We start from the raw sequence: 19,553 nt of genomic DNA, 5'->3' as shown, positions 1-19,553 counted from the left end.
GGCTACTCAGTCGAGAACTTCGCCAGACTTTTTCGAGTAACGCACTTTGCGCCCGTCTTCTAGGAACTTGTATCCGATACGCGAAGCCTCACCCGTCTTCGGATCCGCGATCGCGATATTCGAAACGTGAATGGGTGCTTCCTTCTCGATAATGCCGCCCTCCGGATGTGCCGGGCTCGGCTTTGAATGGCGCTTTACGATGTTCACGCCCTCGACGATCACACGACCCTCACTCGGGAACACCTTCAAAATGCGGCCGGTCTTCGTCTTGTCCTTGCCTGCGATGACGACGACTTTATCTCCGGTCTTCACTCGCAACTTCGTCACGTTGCCACCTCCCGCGTTCAAATCCCGTCTCCTTAGAGCACTTCAGGTGCCAAGGAGATAATCTTCATAAAATCGCGATCGCGCAATTCGCGCGCGACAGGCCCAAAAATACGCGTGCCGCGAGGGCTCTTGTCTTCACGAATGATGACCGCTGCGTTCTCGTCGAAACGAATATGCGATCCATCATTGCGGCGAAGACCGCGCTTGCTGCGAACGATCACAGCCTTCACGACGTCACCCTTCTTGACAACGCCCCCGGGTGTTGCACTCTTAACAGACGCAACGATGATATCACCGATGTTGGCCGTCTTCCGGTTCGAACCACCGAGCACGCGAAAGCACATGATTTCCTTCGCCCCAGAGTTGTCTGCCACGGTCAAGCGTGTTTGCGGTTGAATCATCCTAGATTTCCTCCCTTCCGACTAATGAAACTCAGATAATAACGGCCTTCTCGACGATTTCGACCAACCGCCAACGCTTATCCTTACTGAGCGGACGGGTTTCCATAATCCGTACAACGTCGCCGATCTTCGCCTCATTGTTTTCATCGTGCGCCTTAAACTTTTTGGTCCGGCGAACTGTCTTGTTATAGAGGCGGTGCTTCACGTTCTCCTCTACAGCAACGACGATGGTCTTATCCATCTTGTCGCTGACGACCTTGCCAACGCGCTCTTTGCGCTCATTGCGTTCCATGAAATGACCTCCTTTCCGAATTAACCAATGCCAAGCTCACGCTGACGCAAAATCGTCTTTGCGCGTGCAATATCCTTGCGCACCTGGCGAATACGCATCGGGTTTTCCAATTGCCCCGTTGCCAGTTGGAAGCGGAGGTTGAACAGCTCGTCCTTCAGCCCCTCAATGCGGGACGCCAGCTCCTCGCTGCTCAGTTCCCGCAACTCAGTTGCCTTCATTTGCGTCACCACCCACTTCTTCACGAGTCACAAACTTCGACTTGATCGGGAGCTTCATTGCCGCCAAGCGCATAGCCTCACGAGCAATTTCTTCACTAACGCCGGCCACCTCAAACATCACGCGACCAGGCTTTACCACAGCCACCCACTTCTCCGGCGAACCCTTACCACTGCCCATACGAGTTTCCGCAGGCTTTTGCGTAACTGGTTTGCTCGGGAAGATTTTAATCCACACCTTGCCGCCACGACGCATATAGCGCGTCATCGCGATACGAGCCGCTTCGATTTGGCGGTTCGTGATCCAGGCAGGCTCGAGAGCAACCAGGCCATACTGGCCAAACGTCACTTCGTTGCCGCCCTTGGAATGACCCTTCATGCGGCCACGGAACTCTTTTCTGTGCTTTACGCGCTTTGGCATCAACATGGTTTACCGACCTCCTTGAACAGCGTCCTCTGCGGTCTCCGCAGAATGATTCTTCCGCTGCGGAAGCACTTCACCGCGATAAATCCAAACCTTAACGCCGATTCGGCCGTAGGTGGTATGCGCTTCAGCCAACGCATAATCAATATCCGCACGCAGGGTGTGCAGCGGAACCGTACCTTCCGAATAACCCTCGGTACGTGCGATTTCAGCACCACCAAGACGACCAGAAACCTGAACGCGAACACCCTTTGCACCCGCGCGCATTGAGCGTTGAATTGCCTGCTTCATCGCGCGACGGAACGAAACACGGCGCTCCAGTTGCTGCGCGATCCCTTCAGCTACCAGCTTTGCTGACAAATCCGGCGACTTGATCTCCGAAATGGAGATGTGGACGCGTTTCCCGGTAAGAGCGTTCAACTGATTGCGCAACGCATCGACTTCCGCACCGCCCTTGCCGATGACCATGCCCGGTTTCGCGGTGTGCACCGTCACATTAATGCGATTGGCAGCACGTTCGATGTCAATCGATGCCACAGCAGCATCCTTGAGACGACGTGAAACATAGTTCCGAATCTTTAAGTCCTCAAGCAACAGGTCTTGATAGTCCTTCTTATTCGCGAACCACTTCGCCTCCCAATCACGGATGATGCCAATTCGGAGACCAACAGGGTTAACCTTTTGACCCATGCAGCAAATCCCTCCCTTACTTTTCAGCGACGACGACCGTCACATGACTCGTCCGCTTAAAAATGCTGAATGCGCGTCCTTGCGCACGAGGACGGAACCTTTTTAGCGTCGGACCTTCATCCACGTAAATCTCCTTTACGTAGAGCCGATCAACGTCCATATTGTGATTGTTCTCCGCATTCGCGATCGCAGACCGCAGCACCTTTTCAACGACCGGCGAACCAGCGCGAGGCGTGAACTTCAATATCGCGAGGGCTTCTTGCACACCTTTGCCGCGAATCAAGTCGACCACCAGGCGCATCTTGCGCGGAGCGATGCGAATATACTTCGCAACAGCACGCGTTTGCGTTGCCTCCATCCTGCTACCTCCTCCACGAGACTGGCGCCGACGAGCGAAAACTGCGACGACGCCTATATCAGGTACTCAAAAAACCGCTTAGCGGGATCGAGAAGACTTCTCATCGCCAGCGTGACCTTTGAACGTCCGCGTCGGGACGAACTCGCCCAACTTGTGACCGACCATATCCTCAGTTACGTACACCGGCACGTGCTTTCTCCCGTCATGAACAGCGAACGTATGTCCGACAAACTGAGGGAAAATGGTAGAACGTCGCGACCAGGTCTTAATAACCTTCTTTTCGCCCGACTCATTCAACGCCTCCACCTTTTTCATGAGGTGGTCGTCGCAGAACGGCCCCTTCTTCAATGAACGACCCAACGTCAGTCGCCTCCCTTCTTCAAACAATCCAGACGTGATCCGTATTACTTCGTCCGCCGACGAACGATGTACTTATCAGTCGGATGGTTCTTCTTACGCGTCTTTTTACCAAGAGTCGGCTTGCCCCAAGGGGACATCGGCGACTTGCGACCGATCGGAGCGCGACCCTCACCACCACCGTGCGGGTGATCCACAGGGTTCATGACGGAACCACGGACAGTTGGACGTCGATTCAACCAGCGACTGCGTCCAGCCTTACCGATGTTGATATTTTCGTGATCCAGATTGCCGACTTGACCAATTGTCGCACGGCACTCGACGCGAACCTTGCGCACTTCGCCAGATGCGAGACGAACTTGCGCATAATCGCCTTCCTTCGCCATCAGCTGCGCAGACGCGCCAGCCGCACGAGCCAACTGTCCACCCTTACCGGGTTTCAACTCGATGTTGTGAATAACCGTACCAACAGGGATCGACGACAACGGCAACGCATTCCCAACGCGAATATCCGCATTCTCACCGCTGACAATAATGTCCCCGACCTTCAATCCGTGCGGTGCAATAATGTAACGCTTCTCACCGTCACGGTAGTGCAGCAGGGCAATGCGAGCTGAGCGGTTAGGATCATACTCAATCGTTGCCACCTTGGCCGGCACGCCGTCTTTGTTCCGCTTAAAGTCAATCAAGCGGTATTGGCGCTTGTGCCCGCCGCCTTGGTGACGAACGGTGATCTTACCTTGATTGTTGCGGCCCGCACGGTTTTTCAGCGGAACCAGCAACGACTTCTCCGGTTTGTCGGTCGTGATCTCTTCGAACGTCGAGACCGACATAAAGCGGCGTCCAGGAGAAGTCGGACGATACTTCTTAATCGCCATATCGACGACCTCCTTTGTTTATTGCGTTCGAGGCAGTCCGATCACGACTCGCCAAAGAAATTGATCGGCTTCGAATCCGGTGCAAGCTTGACGATGGCCTTTTTGCGATCCTGCGTACGGCCCACATACTTGCCAACCCGCTTGACCTTACCTGTCTGGTTCAGCGTGTTTACGGAAACGACCTTCACGTCGAACAACTTCTCAATCGCCTTGCGAATCTCAACCTTGTTCGCGCGGCGGTCGACCTCAAACACGTACTTGTTTTCTTCCATGAGCTCAGTGGAGCGTTCAGTGATGACCGGACGTTTAATCAAATCCCGCGGATCCATCAGGCGAACACCTCCTCTACCTTCGCAACCGCATCCTTCGTCAGTACGAGGTGATCGTGACGGAGTAGCTCATAGACATTGATGCCGGCCGCATCCATGTATTTCACTCCAGGAATGTTCCGCGAAGACAGGTATACAGGTTCCTTCTTTTCACCATCGACAATCAGCGCTTTACCGACGTTAAGGTTCTTCAGAACGGAAACCATTTCCTTGGTCTTCGGCTGATTCAATTGCAGGTCATCCAGCACGATGATTTTGCCTTCTGCAACCTTGGAGGAAAGTGCACTGTATAGCGCAAGACGACGCACTTTCTTAGGCACAGAGAAGGCGTACGAGCGAGGCGTAGGTCCAAACACAACGCCGCCACCCTTCCATTGCGGAGCGCGAATACTACCTTGACGAGCACGGCCCGTCCCCTTTTGACGCCACGGTTTACGGCCACCACCGGATACCGCCGCACGATTCTTAACCTTGTGCGTACCGGCACGGCGCGCAGCCAAATACTGCAACACGACTTGGTGCATGAGATCCAACCGTACAGGCGCACCGAAAATCTTGTCGCTAAGCTGCAACTCGGAAACCTGTTGACCGGCTGTATTCAAAACTGCCACTGTCGGCATGACTCTGCCTCCTTTCAAACGCAAATCATTACTTCTGTTGCGCCTTCACGGCGGAACGAATAGTCACAAACGAATTTTTCGGTCCCGGAACAGAACCCTTAATGAGCAACACATTCTTTTCGACGTCGACGCGGACAACCTCCAAGTTCTGGACTGTCACACGTTCTCCACCCATACGTCCTGCCATGGTCTGACCCTTAAACGTACGGTTTGCAGCAATAGAACCAAGTGAACCGACTCCACGGTGGTATTTCGAGCCGTGCGCCATGGGACCACGATGCTGATTATGGCGTTTAATAGGACCTGCATAACCCTTGCCCTTAGACACGCCAATCACGTCAACGACATCACCAACAGCAAACACGTCAGCCTTCAGTTGTTGACCAACTTCGTATTCCGCCAAGTTCACACCGCGAAACTCACGCACAAAACGCTTTGGTGCGGTCCCCGCCTTTTCGGCGTGTCCCTTTTCCGCTTTCGTCGCCCGGTTGGGCTTTTGGTCGGCAAAGCCCACCTGAATTGCTTCATAGCCATCGACCGCCTCTTCGCGCTTTTGCAGCACGACGCACGGACCAGCCTCAATGACCGTTACCGGCACAACTTCACCGTCTTCCGTAAAGACTTGTGTCATGCCAAGCTTGCGCCCGAGAATCCCCTTCAAAGTGTGCACCTCCTCAAACACATACAATACAACGGCACCTGGTGTGCCGTATCCCAATTACAACTTGATCTCGATATCAACACCAGACGGCAAATCGAGACGCATCAACGAGTCCACAGTTTGCGGCGTCGGATTGTGGATATCGATCAAGCGTTTATGTGTACGAATCTCGAATTGTTCACGCGAATCCTTATACTTGTGCGGCGCACGCAGAATAGTGTACACCTCGCGCTCCGTCGGAAGCGGAATGGGTCCGGCCACCTTTGCGCCAGAGCGCTTCGCCGTGTCGACAATTCGCTCTGCCGACTGATCCAAAATCGTGTGATCATACGCCTTCAATCGAATCCGAATCTTTTGTTTCGCCATATGTTTTCCCTCCTTTTCGCCCAATTCGTTGGACATACTCCGCAGAAATTCCCCCATCGGTATCCCATATGGCTTATGGACACATAGGCAACCTTCCGCTTCATCGCTATTTGAGACCAACGTCCGATATTATACTAGACCATCATCTACGTGGCAAGGTTTTTTGCGAATTCGTAAACTTGGCCATGAAACAAGGCGGCCACAATGGGCCGCCTTCTCTGAATCATCACTTGCGTGAAGTGATATTACTTGATGACCGACGCGACGACACCAGCACCAACTGTGCGGCCACCTTCGCGAATGGAGAAACGGGTACCTTCTTCAACAGCGATGGGGGCGATCAATTCAACCGTCATGGAAACGTTATCGCCGGGCATCACCATTTCTGTGCCTTCCGGCAATTGAACAACACCGGTAACGTCCGTTGTACGGAAGTAGAACTGCGGACGATAGCCGTTGAAGAACGGGGTGTGACGGCCGCCTTCTTCCTTCGTCAAGACGTACACTTCAGCGGTGAACTGAGTGTGCGGGTTGATGCTGCCAGGCTTGCAGACAACCTGACCGCGCTCGATGTCTTTACGCTCGACACCACGCAACAGTGCACCAATGTTGTCGCCAGCTTCCGCTTGGTCGAGAAGTTTACGGAACATCTCGATACCGGTGGCAACCGTCTTACGGCGCTCTTCACGCAGACCGACGATTTCAACTTCGTCGCCAACCTTCAAAGTACCGCGTTCAACACGGCCCGTAGCAACCGTACCGCGACCCGTGATGGTGAACACGTCCTCGACCGGCATCAGGAATGGCTTGGTCGTGTCGCGCTCTGGCGTTGGGATGTAGCTGTCGACTGCATCCATGAGCTCTTCAATCTTCTTGACGTATTCCGGATCGCCCTCGAGAGCCTTCAGAGCGGAGCCGCGGATGACCGGGATGTCGTCTCCAGGGAACTCGTACTCGCTGAGCAACTCGCGAACTTCCATTTCGACGAGCTCGAGCAATTCTTCATCGTCGACCATGTCGCACTTGTTCAGGAAGACCACCAAGTACGGAACGCCGACCTGACGGGAGAGCAGGATGTGCTCACGCGTTTGCGGCATCGGACCGTCAGCTGCGGATACGACCAGGATAGCACCGTCCATCTGAGCAGCACCGGTGATCATGTTTTTCACGTAGTCAGCGTGTCCTGGGCAGTCCACGTGTGCATAGTGACGATTGTCGGTTTCGTATTCGACGTGAGCGGTATTAATGGTGATACCGCGCTCGCGCTCTTCTGGAGCTTTGTCGATTTCGTCGTACTTCTGAGCCTTCGCCTTACCCTTAGCAGCCTGTACGGACGTAATAGCGGCCGTCAAAGTCGTCTTACCGTGGTCGACGTGACCGATGGTACCAATATTGACGTGCGGTTTGCTGCGATCAAATTTTTCCTTTGCCACGAGAGATCACTCCTTATTCGCCTTTGCTCTTCTTAATGATGCCCTCAGCAACACTCTTCGGCACTTCTTCATAGGCGGCGAGCTCCATGGAATAGGTGCCGCGACCTTGAGTACGTGAGCGTAGCGAGGTCGAATAACCAAACATCTCGGACAGCGGAACAAATCCGCGGACGATGCTTGCGTTATTGCGCGTATCCATACCTTCAACACGACCACGGCGCGAGTTGATGTCGCCCAGGATGTCACCCATGTACTCCTCGGGGACCGTTACCTCGACGCGCATGATGGGCTCCAGCAGAACGGGTGCAGCCTTTTCGGCACCGGCCTTCAGGGCCATCGAACCAGCGATTTTGAACGCCATTTCACTCGAGTCGACATCGTGATACGAACCGTCATACAACGTCGCCTTGACGTCGACGAGTGGATAGCCAGCCAATACGCCGTTGCGCATAGCTTCCTGAATACCTTCTTCGACCGCAGGGATGTATTCCTTCGGAATCACACCGCCGACGATCTTGTTTTCGAAGACGAAACCTTGTCCACGTTCCAACGGTTCGAAGATGACCTTGACGTGACCATACTGCCCGCGGCCACCAGATTGGCGCACGAACTTGCCTTCCTGATCGACACGCTTGGTGATCGTCTCACGATAGGCAACCTGTGGCATACCCACGTTGCACTCAACCTTAAACTCGCGCTGCATGCGGTCGACAATGACCTCAAGGTGCAACTCACCCATGCCCTGGATGATGGTTTGTCCGGTCTCAGGGTCCGTATATGTCTTGAACGTAGGATCTTCTTCCGCCAACTTCGACAAAGCAATACCCATCTTGTCTTGGTCGGCTTTTGTCTTCGGCTCAATGGAAACCGAAATAACCGGTTCCGGAAATTCCATTGACTCGAGAAGAACGACATTCTTTTCGTCACATAAGGTATCGCCAGTGGTCGTATCCTTTAGGCCTACCGCAGCCGCGATGTCACCCGCATATACCCGGGAGATTTCTTCGCGGTGGTTTGCGTGCATCTGCAAGATACGGCCAATGCGCTCCCGCTTGCCCTTGGTCGAATTCAAGACGTATGATCCGCTCTCCAAAATGCCGGAGTACACGCGGAAGAACGCGAGCTTACCGACGAACGGATCCGTCATAATCTTGAAGGCCAGAGCCGAGAAGGGTTCCTCGTCCGAAGAATGACGCTCAATTTCTTCACCATCGGGCGTCACACCTTTAATAGCAGGCACGTCCGTCGGAGCCGGCAGGTAATCCACGACCGCATCCAACATGAGCTGAACACCCTTGTTCCGGTAGGATGATCCGCACAGGACCGGGAAGAGTTGCACCTTACACGTACCTTCGCGCAGGCCAGCTTTGATCTCGTCGACCGTAAGCTCCTCGCCTTCGAGGTACTTCATCATCAACTCTTCGTTGACCTCGGCTACCGCCTCGATCAACTCTGCCCGCTTTTCCTCTGCAAGGTCCTTTAATTCTTCCGGAATCTCAGTGTTCTGCGCCTGCGTGCCGAGATCATCCGTGTAAATGATAGCCTTCATTTCAACAAGGTCAATCATGCCACGGAACTCATCTTCAGCACCGATGGGCAATTGAATCGGCACCGCTTTCGCGCCAAGGCGTTCTTTCATTTGGTCAACGCAAGCGAGGAAGTCGGCTCCAATGATGTCCATCTTGTTGACATAGGCAATGCGCGGGACATGATATTTGTCCGCCTGCCGCCACACCGTCTCAGACTGAGGTTCGACGCCGCCCTTGGCATCAAACACCGCACAAGCACCATCGAGCACGCGCAGAGAGCGTTCCACTTCAACCGTGAAGTCGACGTGGCCCGGCGTGTCAATGATGTTGATGCGATGCCCTTTCCACTGAGCAGTTGTAGCGGCGGACGTGATGGTAATACCGCGTTCCTGCTCTTGCACCATCCAGTCCATGGTAGCCGCACCGTCATGGACTTCGCCAATCTTGTGAACACGGCCAGTATAGAACAGAATGCGCTCGGTCGTCGTGGTTTTACCGGCATCGATATGTGCGATAATACCGATGTTCCTCGTTTTTTCGAGCGGGAATTCGCGTGCCATCGCGCCGCCTCCTTCCTAATTAAAGGGTAATGGTTACCAGCGGTAATGCGCGAACGCCTTATTCGCCTCCGCCATACGATGCGTATCTTCGCGCTTACGCACCGCACCGCCAGTGTTGTTCGCTGCATCAAGAAGCTCGTTTGCCAGCTTCTCCTCCATGGTCTTCTCACTGCGCATGCGCGCGTAGTTGACCAACCAGCGAAGGCCTAGCGTAATGCGACGGTCGTTGCGAACTTCAACAGGAACCTGATAGTTCGAACCGCCAACACGACGAGCCTTGACTTCCAACACCGGCATCACGTTCCGCATTGCAGTCTCGAAGACTTCCATAGGATCTTTCCCAGACCGCTCGCGAATTAAATCGAACGCACCGTAGACGATACGCTGTGATACACCTTTTTTACCGTCCAGCATAACTTTGTTGATCAAACGAGTGACCAACTTATTCCCGTAAATCGGGTCCGGAAGCACATCACGCTTCGGAACCGGGCCTTTTCTCGGCACTGAACACCCTCCTTCCATTCATCCCCGCACGAGGACGTTATCGCTCTATTACGACTTCGCCTTCGGACGCTTCGCACCGTACTTAGAGCGACCTTGCATGCGGTCTTTCACACCCGCTGTATCAAGGGCACCGCGAACAATGTGATAGCGCACACCCGGCAAGTCCTTAACGCGCCCACCGCGCACCAATACGACGGAGTGCTCTTGCAGGTTGTGCCCGATGCCCGGAATATAAGCCGTGACTTCGATGGTGTTCGTCAAACGAACACGCGCATATTTGCGCAGTGCCGAGTTCGGCTTCTTCGGGGTCATCGTGCCAACGCGCGTGCACACGCCGCGCTTTTGTGGGGACGGCAAGTCGGTCAGCGACTTCTCGTGGCTGTTGTAACCCTTTTGCAACGCAGGCGCCGTAGACTTCTTCTCGATGTCCTTACGACCCTTGCGCACCAATTGGTTGATTGTCGGCATATCTGCACCTCCTCTCACTGTTGAACGTCCCATCCCGTGTCCGTTGCAAGCTCACAGAGCCTGGTGGTTCATCGATACGCAAACAAAAATCCACAGACGTCACACCAAACTAGACAGCATCACTCGGCGAGAATGCTTGCCGTGGCTGCCCCCACTTCAATACCACAAGCTTTGCCCAACTGCCGCATCGTGTCGACCCACTCGATTGGAACTCCGAGCCTGGACGCCAATTGAACGACAGGCTCCGTCACACGAGGCTCAGCATCCTTTGCAACATATACGCAGAGGACTCGTCCTGAAGGCTGCTTGAGAGCTTTCAGCGTTTGGTTCGTGCCTATGGTCTTCCTTTTCGCTTGGCGTATGTCGTCAATGGACACCGCACGATCCTCCTTAGGGGAAAACATCGTGCTGACGCACACTACGGAATTCTATCACCGAGATTTCCGGGCTGTCAACCAAATCACTGTCGACAGCCCAAATTTCCCAGAGTGGTTATTCCACCGTCTCGAGAGCTTGATGTTCCTCTTCGTTCACACCAACGGCGACTTCGGCCCCTGCTTCCGCCCCGGAAATGGGCGCCACTTGACGATACCGCGCCATTCCCGTGCCCGCCGGGATCAATTTGCCGATGATCACGTTCTCCTTCAGGCCTAATAGCCTGTCGACCTTGCCCTTAATCGCAGCTTCAGTCAACACGCGAGTTGTCTCCTGGAAGGAAGCAGCCGACAGGAACGAATCAGTTTCCAACGAAGCCTTGGTGATGCCGAGTAGCGCCGGGCGCGCTACGGCAGGTTCGTGATCGGACAACAACGCTTCACGGTTCGCAGCTTCGTAATCGAACAGATCCACATAGGTACCAGGCAATAGTTCGGTATCCCCAGCGTCGAGAATGCGAACTTTGCGCAGCATTTGGCGGATCATGACTTCGATGTGCTTGTCGTTAATGTCGACACCTTGCAGGCGATAAACGCGCTGTACCTCACGTAACAGGTAATTCTGCACACCTTGCAGGCCCTTGACGCGCAGCATTTCCTTCGGATCGACCGAGCCTTCCGTAAGTTCCTCACCGGCCTCTAACACTTGGCCGACAGACACGCGAATACGCGATCCGTACGGAATTTGATAGGTCTTGGTCTCACTTTCACCAGTCAACTCGATCTCGCGTTTGTCTTTACCTTCACGAATATCGGTGATGGTGCCATCAAACTCAGCGATGACAGCCTGACCTTTTGGATTTCGAGCCTCAAACAACTCTTGTACGCGCGGCAAACCTTGGGTGATGTCATCGCCCGCGACGCCACCGGTATGGAACGTGCGCATCGTCAACTGTGTACCCGGTTCACCAATGGACTGGGCGGCAATAATTCCGACCGCTTCTCCGATCTCGACCATCTTGCCCGTCGCCAAGTTGCGCCCATAGCACTGAATGCACACGCCGTGGCGCGTACGACAAGTCAAGACGGATCGAATGTACATTTCCTTGATACCTGCCGCAACAATCTTTTCGGCAGCTTCCTCGTCAATCATTTCATTCTTCCCGACGATCTTCTCACCTGTCTCCGGATGGAAGACGTCTTGGAAGGAGACGCGGCCTTCCAGGCGATCGCGCAGATCCTCAATGACTTCCCGCCCGTCGCGAATTTCAGCGACGCGCAAGCCCTTGTCAGTACCGCAGTCATGCTCGCGAACAATCGTGTCCTGTGCCACATCGACCAAGCGGCGCGTCAGATAACCCGAGTCAGCCGTACGCAACGCCGTGTCTGCCAAGCCTTTACGTGCTCCGTGCGTCGAAATGAAGTATTCCAACACGGACAAGCCTTCACGGAAGTTGGATTTAATCGCCAACTGAATGATTTCGCCTGAAGGATTAGCCATTAAGCCGCGCATACCCGCCAGCTGCGTGATCTGCGAGTTACTACCGCGGGCCCCTGATGTCGCCATCATGTAAATCGGATTGAACTGATCCATGCTGTCCATCAGGGTCGACGAAATCTTTTCTTTCGCCTCAGACCAAATTTGGCTGAACGTGATGTACTGCTCTTCTTCTGTGATCAAACCGCGCCTGTACTGCTGCTTCAGCTTGTGTTCCTTGGCTTCTGCCTCCGCAACGACGCGGTGTTTCTCTTCAGGCACGATGATATCGCTAACGGCAATCGTAATGCCTGCCTTGGTCGAGTAGTTGAAGCCAAGGCGCTTTACGCGATCGAGAATTTCGGCAGTCATCGTCGTGCCGTAGCGTCGGAAGCACTCCGCGAGAATGTTCCCAAGGTCCTTCTTGATGACCGCCTTCGGCACCTTGCGCTGTGCGATGGCTTCCATCGGATTGACGCCCTTTTCGTAGATGAACGTGTCGTCAGCCGGACCTTCCAGCAAGTTCGACTTGGCAGCTGAGTTGAGGTACGGGAAATCCGCCGGGAAAATGCTGTTGAAAATCACCTTGCCAGGCGTCGTAATCAACAAAGCGCGTTGTTGACGTTCCGTAAAACTTGTCTTATTCAGTGCCCTCGCCGGGATGACGATGCGCGTTTGCAAGGTGATCAATCGCTGATGCAACGCGTATTCCATCTCCGAGATCGACGAGTAGACCGTCCCTTCGCCCTGCGCTCCTTCGCGCTCGATGGTCAAGTAGTATGGGCCAAGGACCATATCCTGGGTCGGCGTGACGACTGGTTTGCCATCCTTCGGGTTCAGGATGTTATGCGCCGCCAACATCAGCAACCGAGCTTCTGCCTGCGCCTCCGCGGAGAGTGGCACGTGCACAGCCATTTGGTCGCCGTCAAAGTCAGCGTTGTACGCCGTACATACGAGCGGGTGCAACTTAATGGCACGCCCCTCGACCAAGGTGGGTTCGAACGCCTGAATACCCAGACGGTGCAACGTTGGTGCACGGTTCAACAGCACCGGATGCTGTTTGATCACGTCCTCGACGACATCCCAGACTTCATCCGAGACGCGCTCCACCTTGCGCTTCGCACTCTTAATGTTGTGCGCCAAGCCACGAGCGACGAGCTCCTTCATGACGAATGGCTTGAATAGCTCTAAGGCCATTTCCTTCGGCAATCCACACTGGTACATCCGCAGTTCCGGACCGACAACGATAACCGAGCGCCCTGAGTAGTCGACACGTTTACCGAGCAGGTTTTGACGGAAACGCCCTTGTTTACCTTTCAGCATGTGCGAAAGGCTCTTCAGCGGACGATTGCCAGGCCCTGTGACAGGTCGACCGCGACGCCCATTGTCGATCAGAGCATCAACCGCCTCCTGCAACATACGCTTCTCATTTTGCACAATGATGTCGGGCGCACCGAGATCGAGCAATCTCTTCAAACGATTGTTGCGGTTAATCACACGCCGATATAAATCGTTCAAATCGGAAGTCGCGAAACGACCGCCATCCAGTTGGACCATTGGGCGCAAATCAGGCGGAATAACGGGAAGTGCCTCGAGAATCATCCAGCTCGGTTTGTTACCGGACTGGCGGAACGCCTCGACGACCTCCAGCCGTTTAATGGCCCGATTGCGTCGTTGACCCTGAGCTGTACGCAGTTCTTCGCGCAACAACTCGACTTCGCGATCGAGATCGATCTCTTGCAGAAGCGTGCGGATAGCTTCTGCACCCATGCCCGCCTGGAACGCGTAGCCGTACTTTTCCCGATACGAACGATATTCCTTTTCCGAAAGCAGTTGCTTTTTCTCCAGTGGCGTATCGCCCGGATCGGTCACGACATAGGACGCGAAGTAGATAACTTCCTCAAGCGCGCGCGGAGACATGTCGAGCACAAGCCCCATCCGGCTCGGAATCCCTTTGAAGTACCAAATGTGCGAGACCGGAGCGGCCAGTTCAATATGGCCCATCCGCTCACGACGAACCTTCGCACGTGTTACCTCGACACCACAGCGGTCACAAACGACACCTTTGTAGCGGATGCGCTTATATTTGCCGCAGTGACACTCCCAGTCGCGAGTCGGGCCAAAGATCTTTTCACAGAACAGGCCTTCCTTTTCCGGGCGGAGCGTCCGGTAGTTAATGGTCTCCGGTTTTTTCACTTCGCCGTGCGACCACGAGCGGATCTTTTCCGGCGATGCGAGGCCGATTTTCATGAACTCAAAGTTGTTCACATCCAGCAAATCGTGCACCCTCCAATCGTAGCGCCTGCTTCAACGGACACCGTCTGGTCAATCGCCGACTTCGTTGTATTCGAGATTCAGGTTGAGCTTTTCCGACCCGTCGTCGTCCTCGTCGATCTCCTTCATCTCGATCTCGCGTTCGTCACCGCTGAGGATCTTCACATCCATACCAAGGCTTTGCAATTCCTTGATCAAGACCTTGAAAGACTCTGGCACGCCTGGTTCCGGTACGTTTTCACCCTTCACAATGGCCTCGTACGTCTTCACGCGACCAACGACGTCGTCGGACTTGACCGTGAGGATTTCTTGCAAGGTATATGCAGCGCCATACGCTTCGAGCGCCCAAACCTCCATCTCACCGAACCTCTGGCCACCGAACTGCGCCTTACCACCCAGCGGTTGCTGAGTCACCAAAGAATACGGGCCCGTCGAACGAGCGTGAATCTTATCGTCGACGAGGTGGTGCAACTTCAGCATATAGACATAGCCAACCGTAACACGGTTCTCAAACGGCTCACCGCTGCGTCCGTCGTACAGAACCTGCTTGCCATCCTCAGGCAATCCGGCTTCTTTCAGCGTCGAAAACACATCTTCAGGATGCGCGCCATCGAAGACCGGGGTCGCCATTTTCAGCCCGAGCACCTTCGCCGCCATACCCAAGTGGGTCTCAAGCACCTGCCCGATGTTCATACGGGACGGCACGCCGAGCGGATTCAGCACGATTTCGACCGGCGTTCCATCTTCTAGGAACGGCATGTCTTCCTCCGGCAAAATGCGGGCGACAACACCCTTGTTACCATGTCGACCAGCCATTTTGTCGCCTTCCGAAATCTTGCGCTTCTGTGCGATGTACACGCGCACCAGTTCATTAACACCCGCCGGCAACTCGTCTCCATTCTCGCGGGTGAACACCTTGACATCCACCACGATCCCGGCGCCACCATGCGGGACGCGCAACGAGGTATCGCGCACTTCGCGTGCCTTTTCTCCGAAGATGGCATGCAACAAGCGTTCTTCCGCTGTCAGCTCCGTCACGCCTTTGGGCGTCACTTTGCCAACCAAGATATCGCCCGTGCGGATTTCTGCGCCAATCCGGATAATGCCGCGCTCGTCGAGGTTTTTCAAAGCATCTTCGCCGACATTCGGAATGTCACGCGTGATCTCCTCTGGCCCCAACTTCGTATCGCGCGCCTCGATTTCGTACTCCTCGATGTGAATCGACGTATAGACATCTTCCTTGACCATCTTTTCAGATAGCAGGATGGCGTCTTCGTAGTTGTAGCCCTCCCACGTCATGAACGCGACAAGCACATTGCGTCCAAGCGCCAGCTCGCCGTTCTGAGTTGCAGGTCCATCGGCCAAAATATCGCCAACCTTGACTCGCTGGCCCTCACGCACAATTGGCCGCTGGTTAATGCATGTGTTTTGGTTCGATCTCGCAAACTTAATCAACCGGTACTTAGCGAGATCGCCCTTCACGACCTTGCCATCGACTTCCGCTTCCTGGCGGACCCAGACCTCGCGAGCCGTCGCGCGTTCGACCACGCCGTTATGACGCGAGACGACGCAAACGCCGGAGTCTTTCGCCGCCTGATGTTCCATACCTGTGCCGACATACGGCGAGTCGGTCACCAACAGCGGAACCGCTTGGCGTTGCATGTTCGAACCCATCAAAGCACGGTTCGCGTCGTCATTTTCGAGGAACGGGATCAAAGCCGTCGCAACCGACACGACTTGCTTCGGAGACACGTCCATGTAATCGATGCGATCCCGATTGACCGTAATCACGTCTTCGCGGGAGCGAACCGTGATTTCTTCCGAAGCGAGACGGCCATCTTCTGTCAGCGGCTCGTTGGCCTGCGCAATGACATAGTTCTCTTCCTCGTCGGCCGTCAAATAATCAATTTGATCCGTGACGACACCGGTCTCGGGATCAACGCGACGATACGGCGTTTCAATGAATCCATACTCATTGATCCGAGCATACGTCGATAACGAGTTGATAAGCCCGATGTTCGGACCTTCAGGAGTTTCAATCGGACACATGCGCCCATAGTGGGAATAGTGAACGTCGCGCACTTCGAAACCGGCACGCTCACGCGTCAAGCCACCAGGCCCTAAGGCAGACAGACGACGCTTGTGCGTCAACTCCGCCAACGGGTTGGTTTGATCCATAAATTGCGACAACTGGCTAGAACCAAAGAATTCCTTAATAGCCGCGATCACCGGACGAATATTGATCAGAGCCTGCGGTGTGATGGCACTCGCATCCTGAATGGACATTCGTTCACGGACGACCCGTTCCATGCGCGACAACCCGATGCGAAACTGATTCTGTAACAACTCGCCCACGGAGCGCAGACGACGATTGCCCAAATGGTCGATATCGTCGGTCGTACCAACCCCACGCAACAAGTTAAAGAAATACGACACAGCCGCCAAGATATCGGACGGCGTGATGTATTTCACGTCAGACGGCAATTCACCGTTGCTGATCACATGCAATACGCGCCCGTCCTCGGATGGGCTGAAAATCTTGATCATCTGCAACGGCACAACTTCGTCCTCAAGCAGATCCCGCGTGGCACGAATCGTGAAACGGCCCACATTGCCGTTCAAATGCGGAATCACCCGATCCAACGTCCGGCGATCGAGTACCGCCCCTGCCTCTGCAATGATCTCACCGGTGTCCGCATCGACGAGCGTCTCGGCCAACCGTTGATTTAAAAGCCGGTTTTTCAAATGCAGTTTCTTATTGATTTTATAGCGACCGACACTCGCCAAATCGTAGCGCTTCGGATCAAAGAAACGCGACGCCAACAGCGCCCGCGCATTTTCCACCGTCGGCGGCTCGCCCGGTCGCAGGCGCTCATAGATCTCCACCAAAGCCCGTTCCGTCGAATCGGTCGTGTCTTTATCGAGAGTGTTCTGCAGGTACTCATCCTCGCCCAACAGGTCGATGATTTCGTGATCGGACGAAAGGCCAAGCGCACGCAGCAATACCGTGATTGGCAGTTTGCGCGTACGGTCGATCCTGACATAGACGACGTCCTTCGCATCGGTTTCGAATTCCAACCAAGCACCGCGGTTTGGAATTACAGTAGCAGCGAACGTACGTTTGCCATTTTTGTCGATCTTACTGCTATAATAGACACTAGGCGAACGAACCAACTGGCTGACAATCACGCGCTCAGCTCCGTTGATAATGAACGTTCCTGTGTCTGTCATCAGCGGAAAGTCGCCAAGGAACACTTCCTGTTCCTTCACTTCCCCGGTCTCTTTATTCAGCAAACGCACCTTGACACGAAGCGGAGCTGCATACGTGACATCGCGTTCCTTCGACTCTTCGACGTCATATTTCGGCTCGCCGAGACTGTAGTCGATGAATTCGAGCACCAGATTGCCCGTGAAGTCCTGAATTGGGGAAATGTCGGCAAACATTTCACGCAGTCCTTCACGCAAGAACCATTCATACGATTTTTGCTGGATTTCAATCAGGTTGGGCAGATCGAGGACTTCACGAATGCGCGAGTAGCTACGACGCTCCGCCCATCCGTACTTGACCATATGTCCCTGCAAAACCGTCACCCCTCAAGCGGATTTGTTGGACGATGCGATACTTTGTGAGGCTTATAGAAGATGAGGCCTGTTGACTCTCGGACTAGCGCCCACAGACGACGAAGAGACGACCTCTGACATGCTACGCCACGCATGCGCGCAAGTCTCCCAAAAAAGGAGTCCACATCGCCGCAAGCAACGATACATGCAGAATCTTCTCTTTGCACATCGCCATACTAGACGTTCATGGACACGTCGGTTCGTATTCACCTATTTCCAAAAACCACGGAGTTTATTCAGTAAAGAGGTGCGCATCCGTCCAATCATCACAGTTTGCATTGGATAAGGTTATCACATCTGCGCAAGCTGATCAATCTTTTTCTGCACAGAAAATGAAATAACCAGATTTTTTATAGACGGTCTCGACAAAGCCGAAGTGTCTCCGCAATTCCTCCAAGGTCGAAGGCGCTCCATGTTTTTTCTGAATGACAACCCACAACTTGCCCCCTTTTCGCAAAGCGCGTTTCGACTGCTCATACAAACGGTACATCACCAATTTCCCAGCACGGATGGGTGGATTCAGGAGGACGTGGTCGAAAACAGCTTCCATGCCGTCCGGTATACCGTCATGCACGAGAGCCACCGGCTTTCTGAGTAAACCTACTGTATTGCGCACGGCAAGGTCGATGGCTCGCTCATTGATGTCGATAAGCGTCCACTGTATCCCTGGATACACCCTGCCCAGCACCGCCGTTACCACACCGTACCCAGCCCCCAAATCCAAGGCCTCAGTGGCACCAGCCAAATCTACCGTCTCAATCAATCGGCGTGTCGCTTCATCCAAGCCACTCTTCGCGAACACACCGCGATCCGTAACGAGATCGATCGACACGCCACGCACATCGATGTGGATTGTACGTTCATCACTGGCAACGGATGGCCTTTGGCTATAGTAATGGTCCGTCATGTTCACACCCCCCACGATAACAAAAAGGGTGCCCAAGAAACGGGCACCCTCACGAAAGGGAAACTTACTTGATTTCGACGGAAGCGCCAGCCTCTTCGAGCTTCGCCTTGATGCTTTCTGCCTCTTCCTTCGAAACCTTCTCCTTAAGCGGCTTCGGAGCGTTGTCAACAAGGTCCTTAGCTTCCTTCAAGCCGAGGCCAGTGATTTCACGAACAACCTTGATAACGCCAATCTTCGAAGCACCTGCGTTTGCAAGGATGACATCAAACTCCGTTTGCTCAGCGGCACCGCCGTCAGCAACCGCACCAGCACCAGCGATAGCAACAGGAGCAGCCGCCGTAACGCCAAACTCTTCTTCAATAGCCTTGACCAATTCGTTCAATTCGAGCACCGTCATATTTTTAACGGCTTCCAAGATTTCTGCTGTTGTCAATGAGATAACCTCCTTAGATATACATTCCTAACCGGCTCTACCAGTCGGTTTTGAT

Annotated in this window: 22 protein-coding genes; all 22 read right to left on the bottom strand. The window is 54.2% G+C overall.

Annotated elements, in window-relative coordinates:
* Positions 1 to 6 precede the first annotated feature (6 nt).
* Entirely contained in the window at positions 7 to 318 is a 312-nt protein-coding gene (gene rplX / locus QMF38_RS13560) for a 50S ribosomal protein L24 (RefSeq protein ID WP_040288574.1), read from the bottom strand.
* A 41-nt stretch (positions 319 to 359) separates the two neighbouring features.
* Positions 360 to 728, bottom strand: a complete 369-nt coding sequence (gene rplN / locus QMF38_RS13555; protein ID WP_006445785.1) for a 50S ribosomal protein L14 — start codon at positions 726 to 728, stop codon at positions 360 to 362.
* A 31-nt stretch (positions 729 to 759) separates the two neighbouring features.
* Entirely contained in the window at positions 760 to 1,020 is a 261-nt protein-coding gene (rpsQ, locus tag QMF38_RS13550) for a 30S ribosomal protein S17 (RefSeq protein ID WP_040288533.1), read from the bottom strand.
* Positions 1,021 to 1,040: 20 nt separating this feature from the next.
* On the bottom strand, positions 1,041 to 1,238 hold the full coding sequence (gene rpmC, locus QMF38_RS13545) for a 50S ribosomal protein L29 (protein WP_040288531.1): 198 nt from the start codon (positions 1,236 to 1,238) through the stop codon (positions 1,041 to 1,043).
* Positions 1,225 to 1,662, bottom strand: coding sequence for a 50S ribosomal protein L16 (rplP, locus tag QMF38_RS13540; protein WP_040288530.1), 438 nt, complete (start codon positions 1,660 to 1,662; stop codon positions 1,225 to 1,227). The genes rpmC and rplP overlap by 14 nt, the downstream gene beginning before the upstream one ends.
* Before the next feature lie 3 nt (positions 1,663 to 1,665).
* Positions 1,666 to 2,349, bottom strand: coding sequence for a 30S ribosomal protein S3 (gene rpsC / locus QMF38_RS13535; protein ID WP_058095313.1), 684 nt, complete (start codon positions 2,347 to 2,349; stop codon positions 1,666 to 1,668).
* A gap of 16 nt (positions 2,350 to 2,365) precedes the next feature.
* On the bottom strand, positions 2,366 to 2,707 hold the full coding sequence (gene rplV / locus QMF38_RS13530; RefSeq protein ID WP_058095314.1) for a 50S ribosomal protein L22: 342 nt from the start codon (positions 2,705 to 2,707) through the stop codon (positions 2,366 to 2,368).
* A 78-nt stretch (positions 2,708 to 2,785) separates the two neighbouring features.
* Positions 2,786 to 3,067, bottom strand: a complete 282-nt coding sequence (gene rpsS, locus QMF38_RS13525; protein ID WP_040288528.1) for a 30S ribosomal protein S19 — start codon at positions 3,065 to 3,067, stop codon at positions 2,786 to 2,788.
* 44 nt (positions 3,068 to 3,111) lie between these two features.
* Entirely contained in the window at positions 3,112 to 3,942 is an 831-nt protein-coding gene (gene rplB, locus QMF38_RS13520; RefSeq protein ID WP_006445778.1) for a 50S ribosomal protein L2, read from the bottom strand.
* A 41-nt stretch (positions 3,943 to 3,983) separates the two neighbouring features.
* Positions 3,984 to 4,271, bottom strand: coding sequence for a 50S ribosomal protein L23 (rplW, locus tag QMF38_RS13515; RefSeq protein ID WP_040288527.1), 288 nt, complete (start codon positions 4,269 to 4,271; stop codon positions 3,984 to 3,986).
* Entirely contained in the window at positions 4,271 to 4,891 is a 621-nt protein-coding gene (gene rplD / locus QMF38_RS13510) for a 50S ribosomal protein L4 (RefSeq protein ID WP_281759736.1), read from the bottom strand. The genes rplW and rplD overlap by 1 nt, the downstream gene beginning before the upstream one ends.
* A gap of 28 nt (positions 4,892 to 4,919) precedes the next feature.
* Positions 4,920 to 5,552 (bottom strand): 50S ribosomal protein L3, encoded by a 633-nt coding sequence (gene rplC, locus QMF38_RS13505; RefSeq protein ID WP_281759735.1) that lies wholly within the window; start codon positions 5,550 to 5,552, stop codon positions 4,920 to 4,922.
* Between the two features lie 57 nt (positions 5,553 to 5,609).
* The gene (gene rpsJ / locus QMF38_RS13500; protein WP_040288526.1) at positions 5,610 to 5,918 is read right to left on the bottom strand and encodes a 30S ribosomal protein S10; all 309 of its coding nucleotides are present in this window, start codon (positions 5,916 to 5,918) and stop codon (positions 5,610 to 5,612) included.
* A 245-nt stretch (positions 5,919 to 6,163) separates the two neighbouring features.
* On the bottom strand, positions 6,164 to 7,351 hold the full coding sequence (gene tuf, locus QMF38_RS13495; RefSeq protein WP_006445773.1) for an elongation factor Tu: 1,188 nt from the start codon (positions 7,349 to 7,351) through the stop codon (positions 6,164 to 6,166).
* A 13-nt stretch (positions 7,352 to 7,364) separates the two neighbouring features.
* Positions 7,365 to 9,440 carry an elongation factor G gene (gene fusA, locus QMF38_RS13490; RefSeq protein ID WP_006445772.1) on the bottom strand — a complete coding sequence of 692 codons (2,076 nt, stop codon included), beginning with the start codon at positions 9,438 to 9,440 and terminating at the stop codon, positions 7,365 to 7,367.
* 33 nt (positions 9,441 to 9,473) lie between these two features.
* A complete protein-coding gene (gene rpsG / locus QMF38_RS13485; protein WP_040288524.1) occupies positions 9,474 to 9,944 on the bottom strand; it encodes a 30S ribosomal protein S7 in 471 nt (156 codons plus the stop codon).
* Between the two features lie 48 nt (positions 9,945 to 9,992).
* On the bottom strand, positions 9,993 to 10,412 hold the full coding sequence (rpsL, locus tag QMF38_RS13480) for a 30S ribosomal protein S12 (protein ID WP_006445770.1): 420 nt from the start codon (positions 10,410 to 10,412) through the stop codon (positions 9,993 to 9,995).
* A 119-nt stretch (positions 10,413 to 10,531) separates the two neighbouring features.
* On the bottom strand, positions 10,532 to 10,789 hold the full coding sequence (locus QMF38_RS13475; RefSeq protein ID WP_281759734.1) for a ribosomal L7Ae/L30e/S12e/Gadd45 family protein: 258 nt from the start codon (positions 10,787 to 10,789) through the stop codon (positions 10,532 to 10,534).
* A 115-nt stretch (positions 10,790 to 10,904) separates the two neighbouring features.
* Positions 10,905 to 14,540 (bottom strand): DNA-directed RNA polymerase subunit beta', encoded by a 3,636-nt coding sequence (gene rpoC, locus QMF38_RS13470; protein WP_281759733.1) that lies wholly within the window; start codon positions 14,538 to 14,540, stop codon positions 10,905 to 10,907.
* Positions 14,541 to 14,588: 48 nt separating this feature from the next.
* The gene (gene rpoB / locus QMF38_RS13465; RefSeq protein WP_390854761.1) at positions 14,589 to 18,107 is read right to left on the bottom strand and encodes a DNA-directed RNA polymerase subunit beta; all 3,519 of its coding nucleotides are present in this window, start codon (positions 18,105 to 18,107) and stop codon (positions 14,589 to 14,591) included.
* Between the two features lie 361 nt (positions 18,108 to 18,468).
* The gene (locus QMF38_RS13460; protein WP_281759732.1) at positions 18,469 to 19,065 is read right to left on the bottom strand and encodes a class I SAM-dependent methyltransferase; all 597 of its coding nucleotides are present in this window, start codon (positions 19,063 to 19,065) and stop codon (positions 18,469 to 18,471) included.
* A 64-nt stretch (positions 19,066 to 19,129) separates the two neighbouring features.
* Entirely contained in the window at positions 19,130 to 19,498 is a 369-nt protein-coding gene (gene rplL, locus QMF38_RS13455; protein WP_040288518.1) for a 50S ribosomal protein L7/L12, read from the bottom strand.
* Between the last annotated feature and the right edge of the window lie 55 nt (positions 19,499 to 19,553).

Source organism: Alicyclobacillus hesperidum subsp. aegles (assembly GCF_027923525.1).
Taxonomy (GTDB): domain Bacteria; phylum Bacillota; class Bacilli; order Alicyclobacillales; family Alicyclobacillaceae; genus Alicyclobacillus; species Alicyclobacillus aegles.
This window is presented reverse-complemented; position numbering and strand designations above follow the sequence as displayed.

Bases quoted from the DNA above. Each gene is read 5' to 3' on its own strand.
- rplN (WP_006445785.1), bottom strand. From the start codon at position 728: ATGATTCAACCGCAAACACGCTTGACCGTGGCAGACAACTCTGGGGCG.
- rpsC (WP_058095313.1), bottom strand. From the start codon at position 2,349: ATGGGTCAAAAGGTTAACCCTGTTGGTCTCCGAATTGGCATCATCCGT.
- rplD (WP_281759736.1), bottom strand. From the start codon at position 4,891: ATGCCGACAGTGGCAGTTTTGAATACAGCCGGTCAACAGGTTTCCGAG.
- rpsQ (WP_040288533.1), bottom strand. From the start codon at position 1,020: ATGGAACGCAATGAGCGCAAAGAGCGCGTTGGCAAGGTCGTCAGCGAC.
- QMF38_RS13460 (WP_281759732.1), bottom strand. From the start codon at position 19,065: ATGACGGACCATTACTATAGCCAAAGGCCATCCGTTGCCAGTGATGAA.
- fusA (WP_006445772.1), bottom strand. From the start codon at position 9,440: ATGGCACGCGAATTCCCGCTCGAAAAAACGAGGAACATCGGTATTATC.
- rpsL (WP_006445770.1), bottom strand. From the start codon at position 10,412: ATGCCGACAATCAACCAATTGGTGCGCAAGGGTCGTAAGGACATCGAG.
- rplV (WP_058095314.1), bottom strand. From the start codon at position 2,707: ATGGAGGCAACGCAAACGCGTGCTGTTGCGAAGTATATTCGCATCGCT.
- rpmC (WP_040288531.1), bottom strand. From the start codon at position 1,238: ATGAAGGCAACTGAGTTGCGGGAACTGAGCAGCGAGGAGCTGGCGTCC.
- rplW (WP_040288527.1), bottom strand. From the start codon at position 4,271: ATGGATCCGCGGGATTTGATTAAACGTCCGGTCATCACTGAACGCTCC.
- rpoB (WP_390854761.1), bottom strand. From the start codon at position 18,107: ATGGTCAAGTACGGATGGGCGGAGCGTCGTAGCTACTCGCGCATTCGT.
- rplP (WP_040288530.1), bottom strand. From the start codon at position 1,662: ATGTTGATGCCAAAGCGCGTAAAGCACAGAAAAGAGTTCCGTGGCCGC.
- rplB (WP_006445778.1), bottom strand. From the start codon at position 3,942: ATGGCGATTAAGAAGTATCGTCCGACTTCTCCTGGACGCCGCTTTATG.
- rpsJ (WP_040288526.1), bottom strand. From the start codon at position 5,918: ATGGCGAAACAAAAGATTCGGATTCGATTGAAGGCGTATGATCACACG.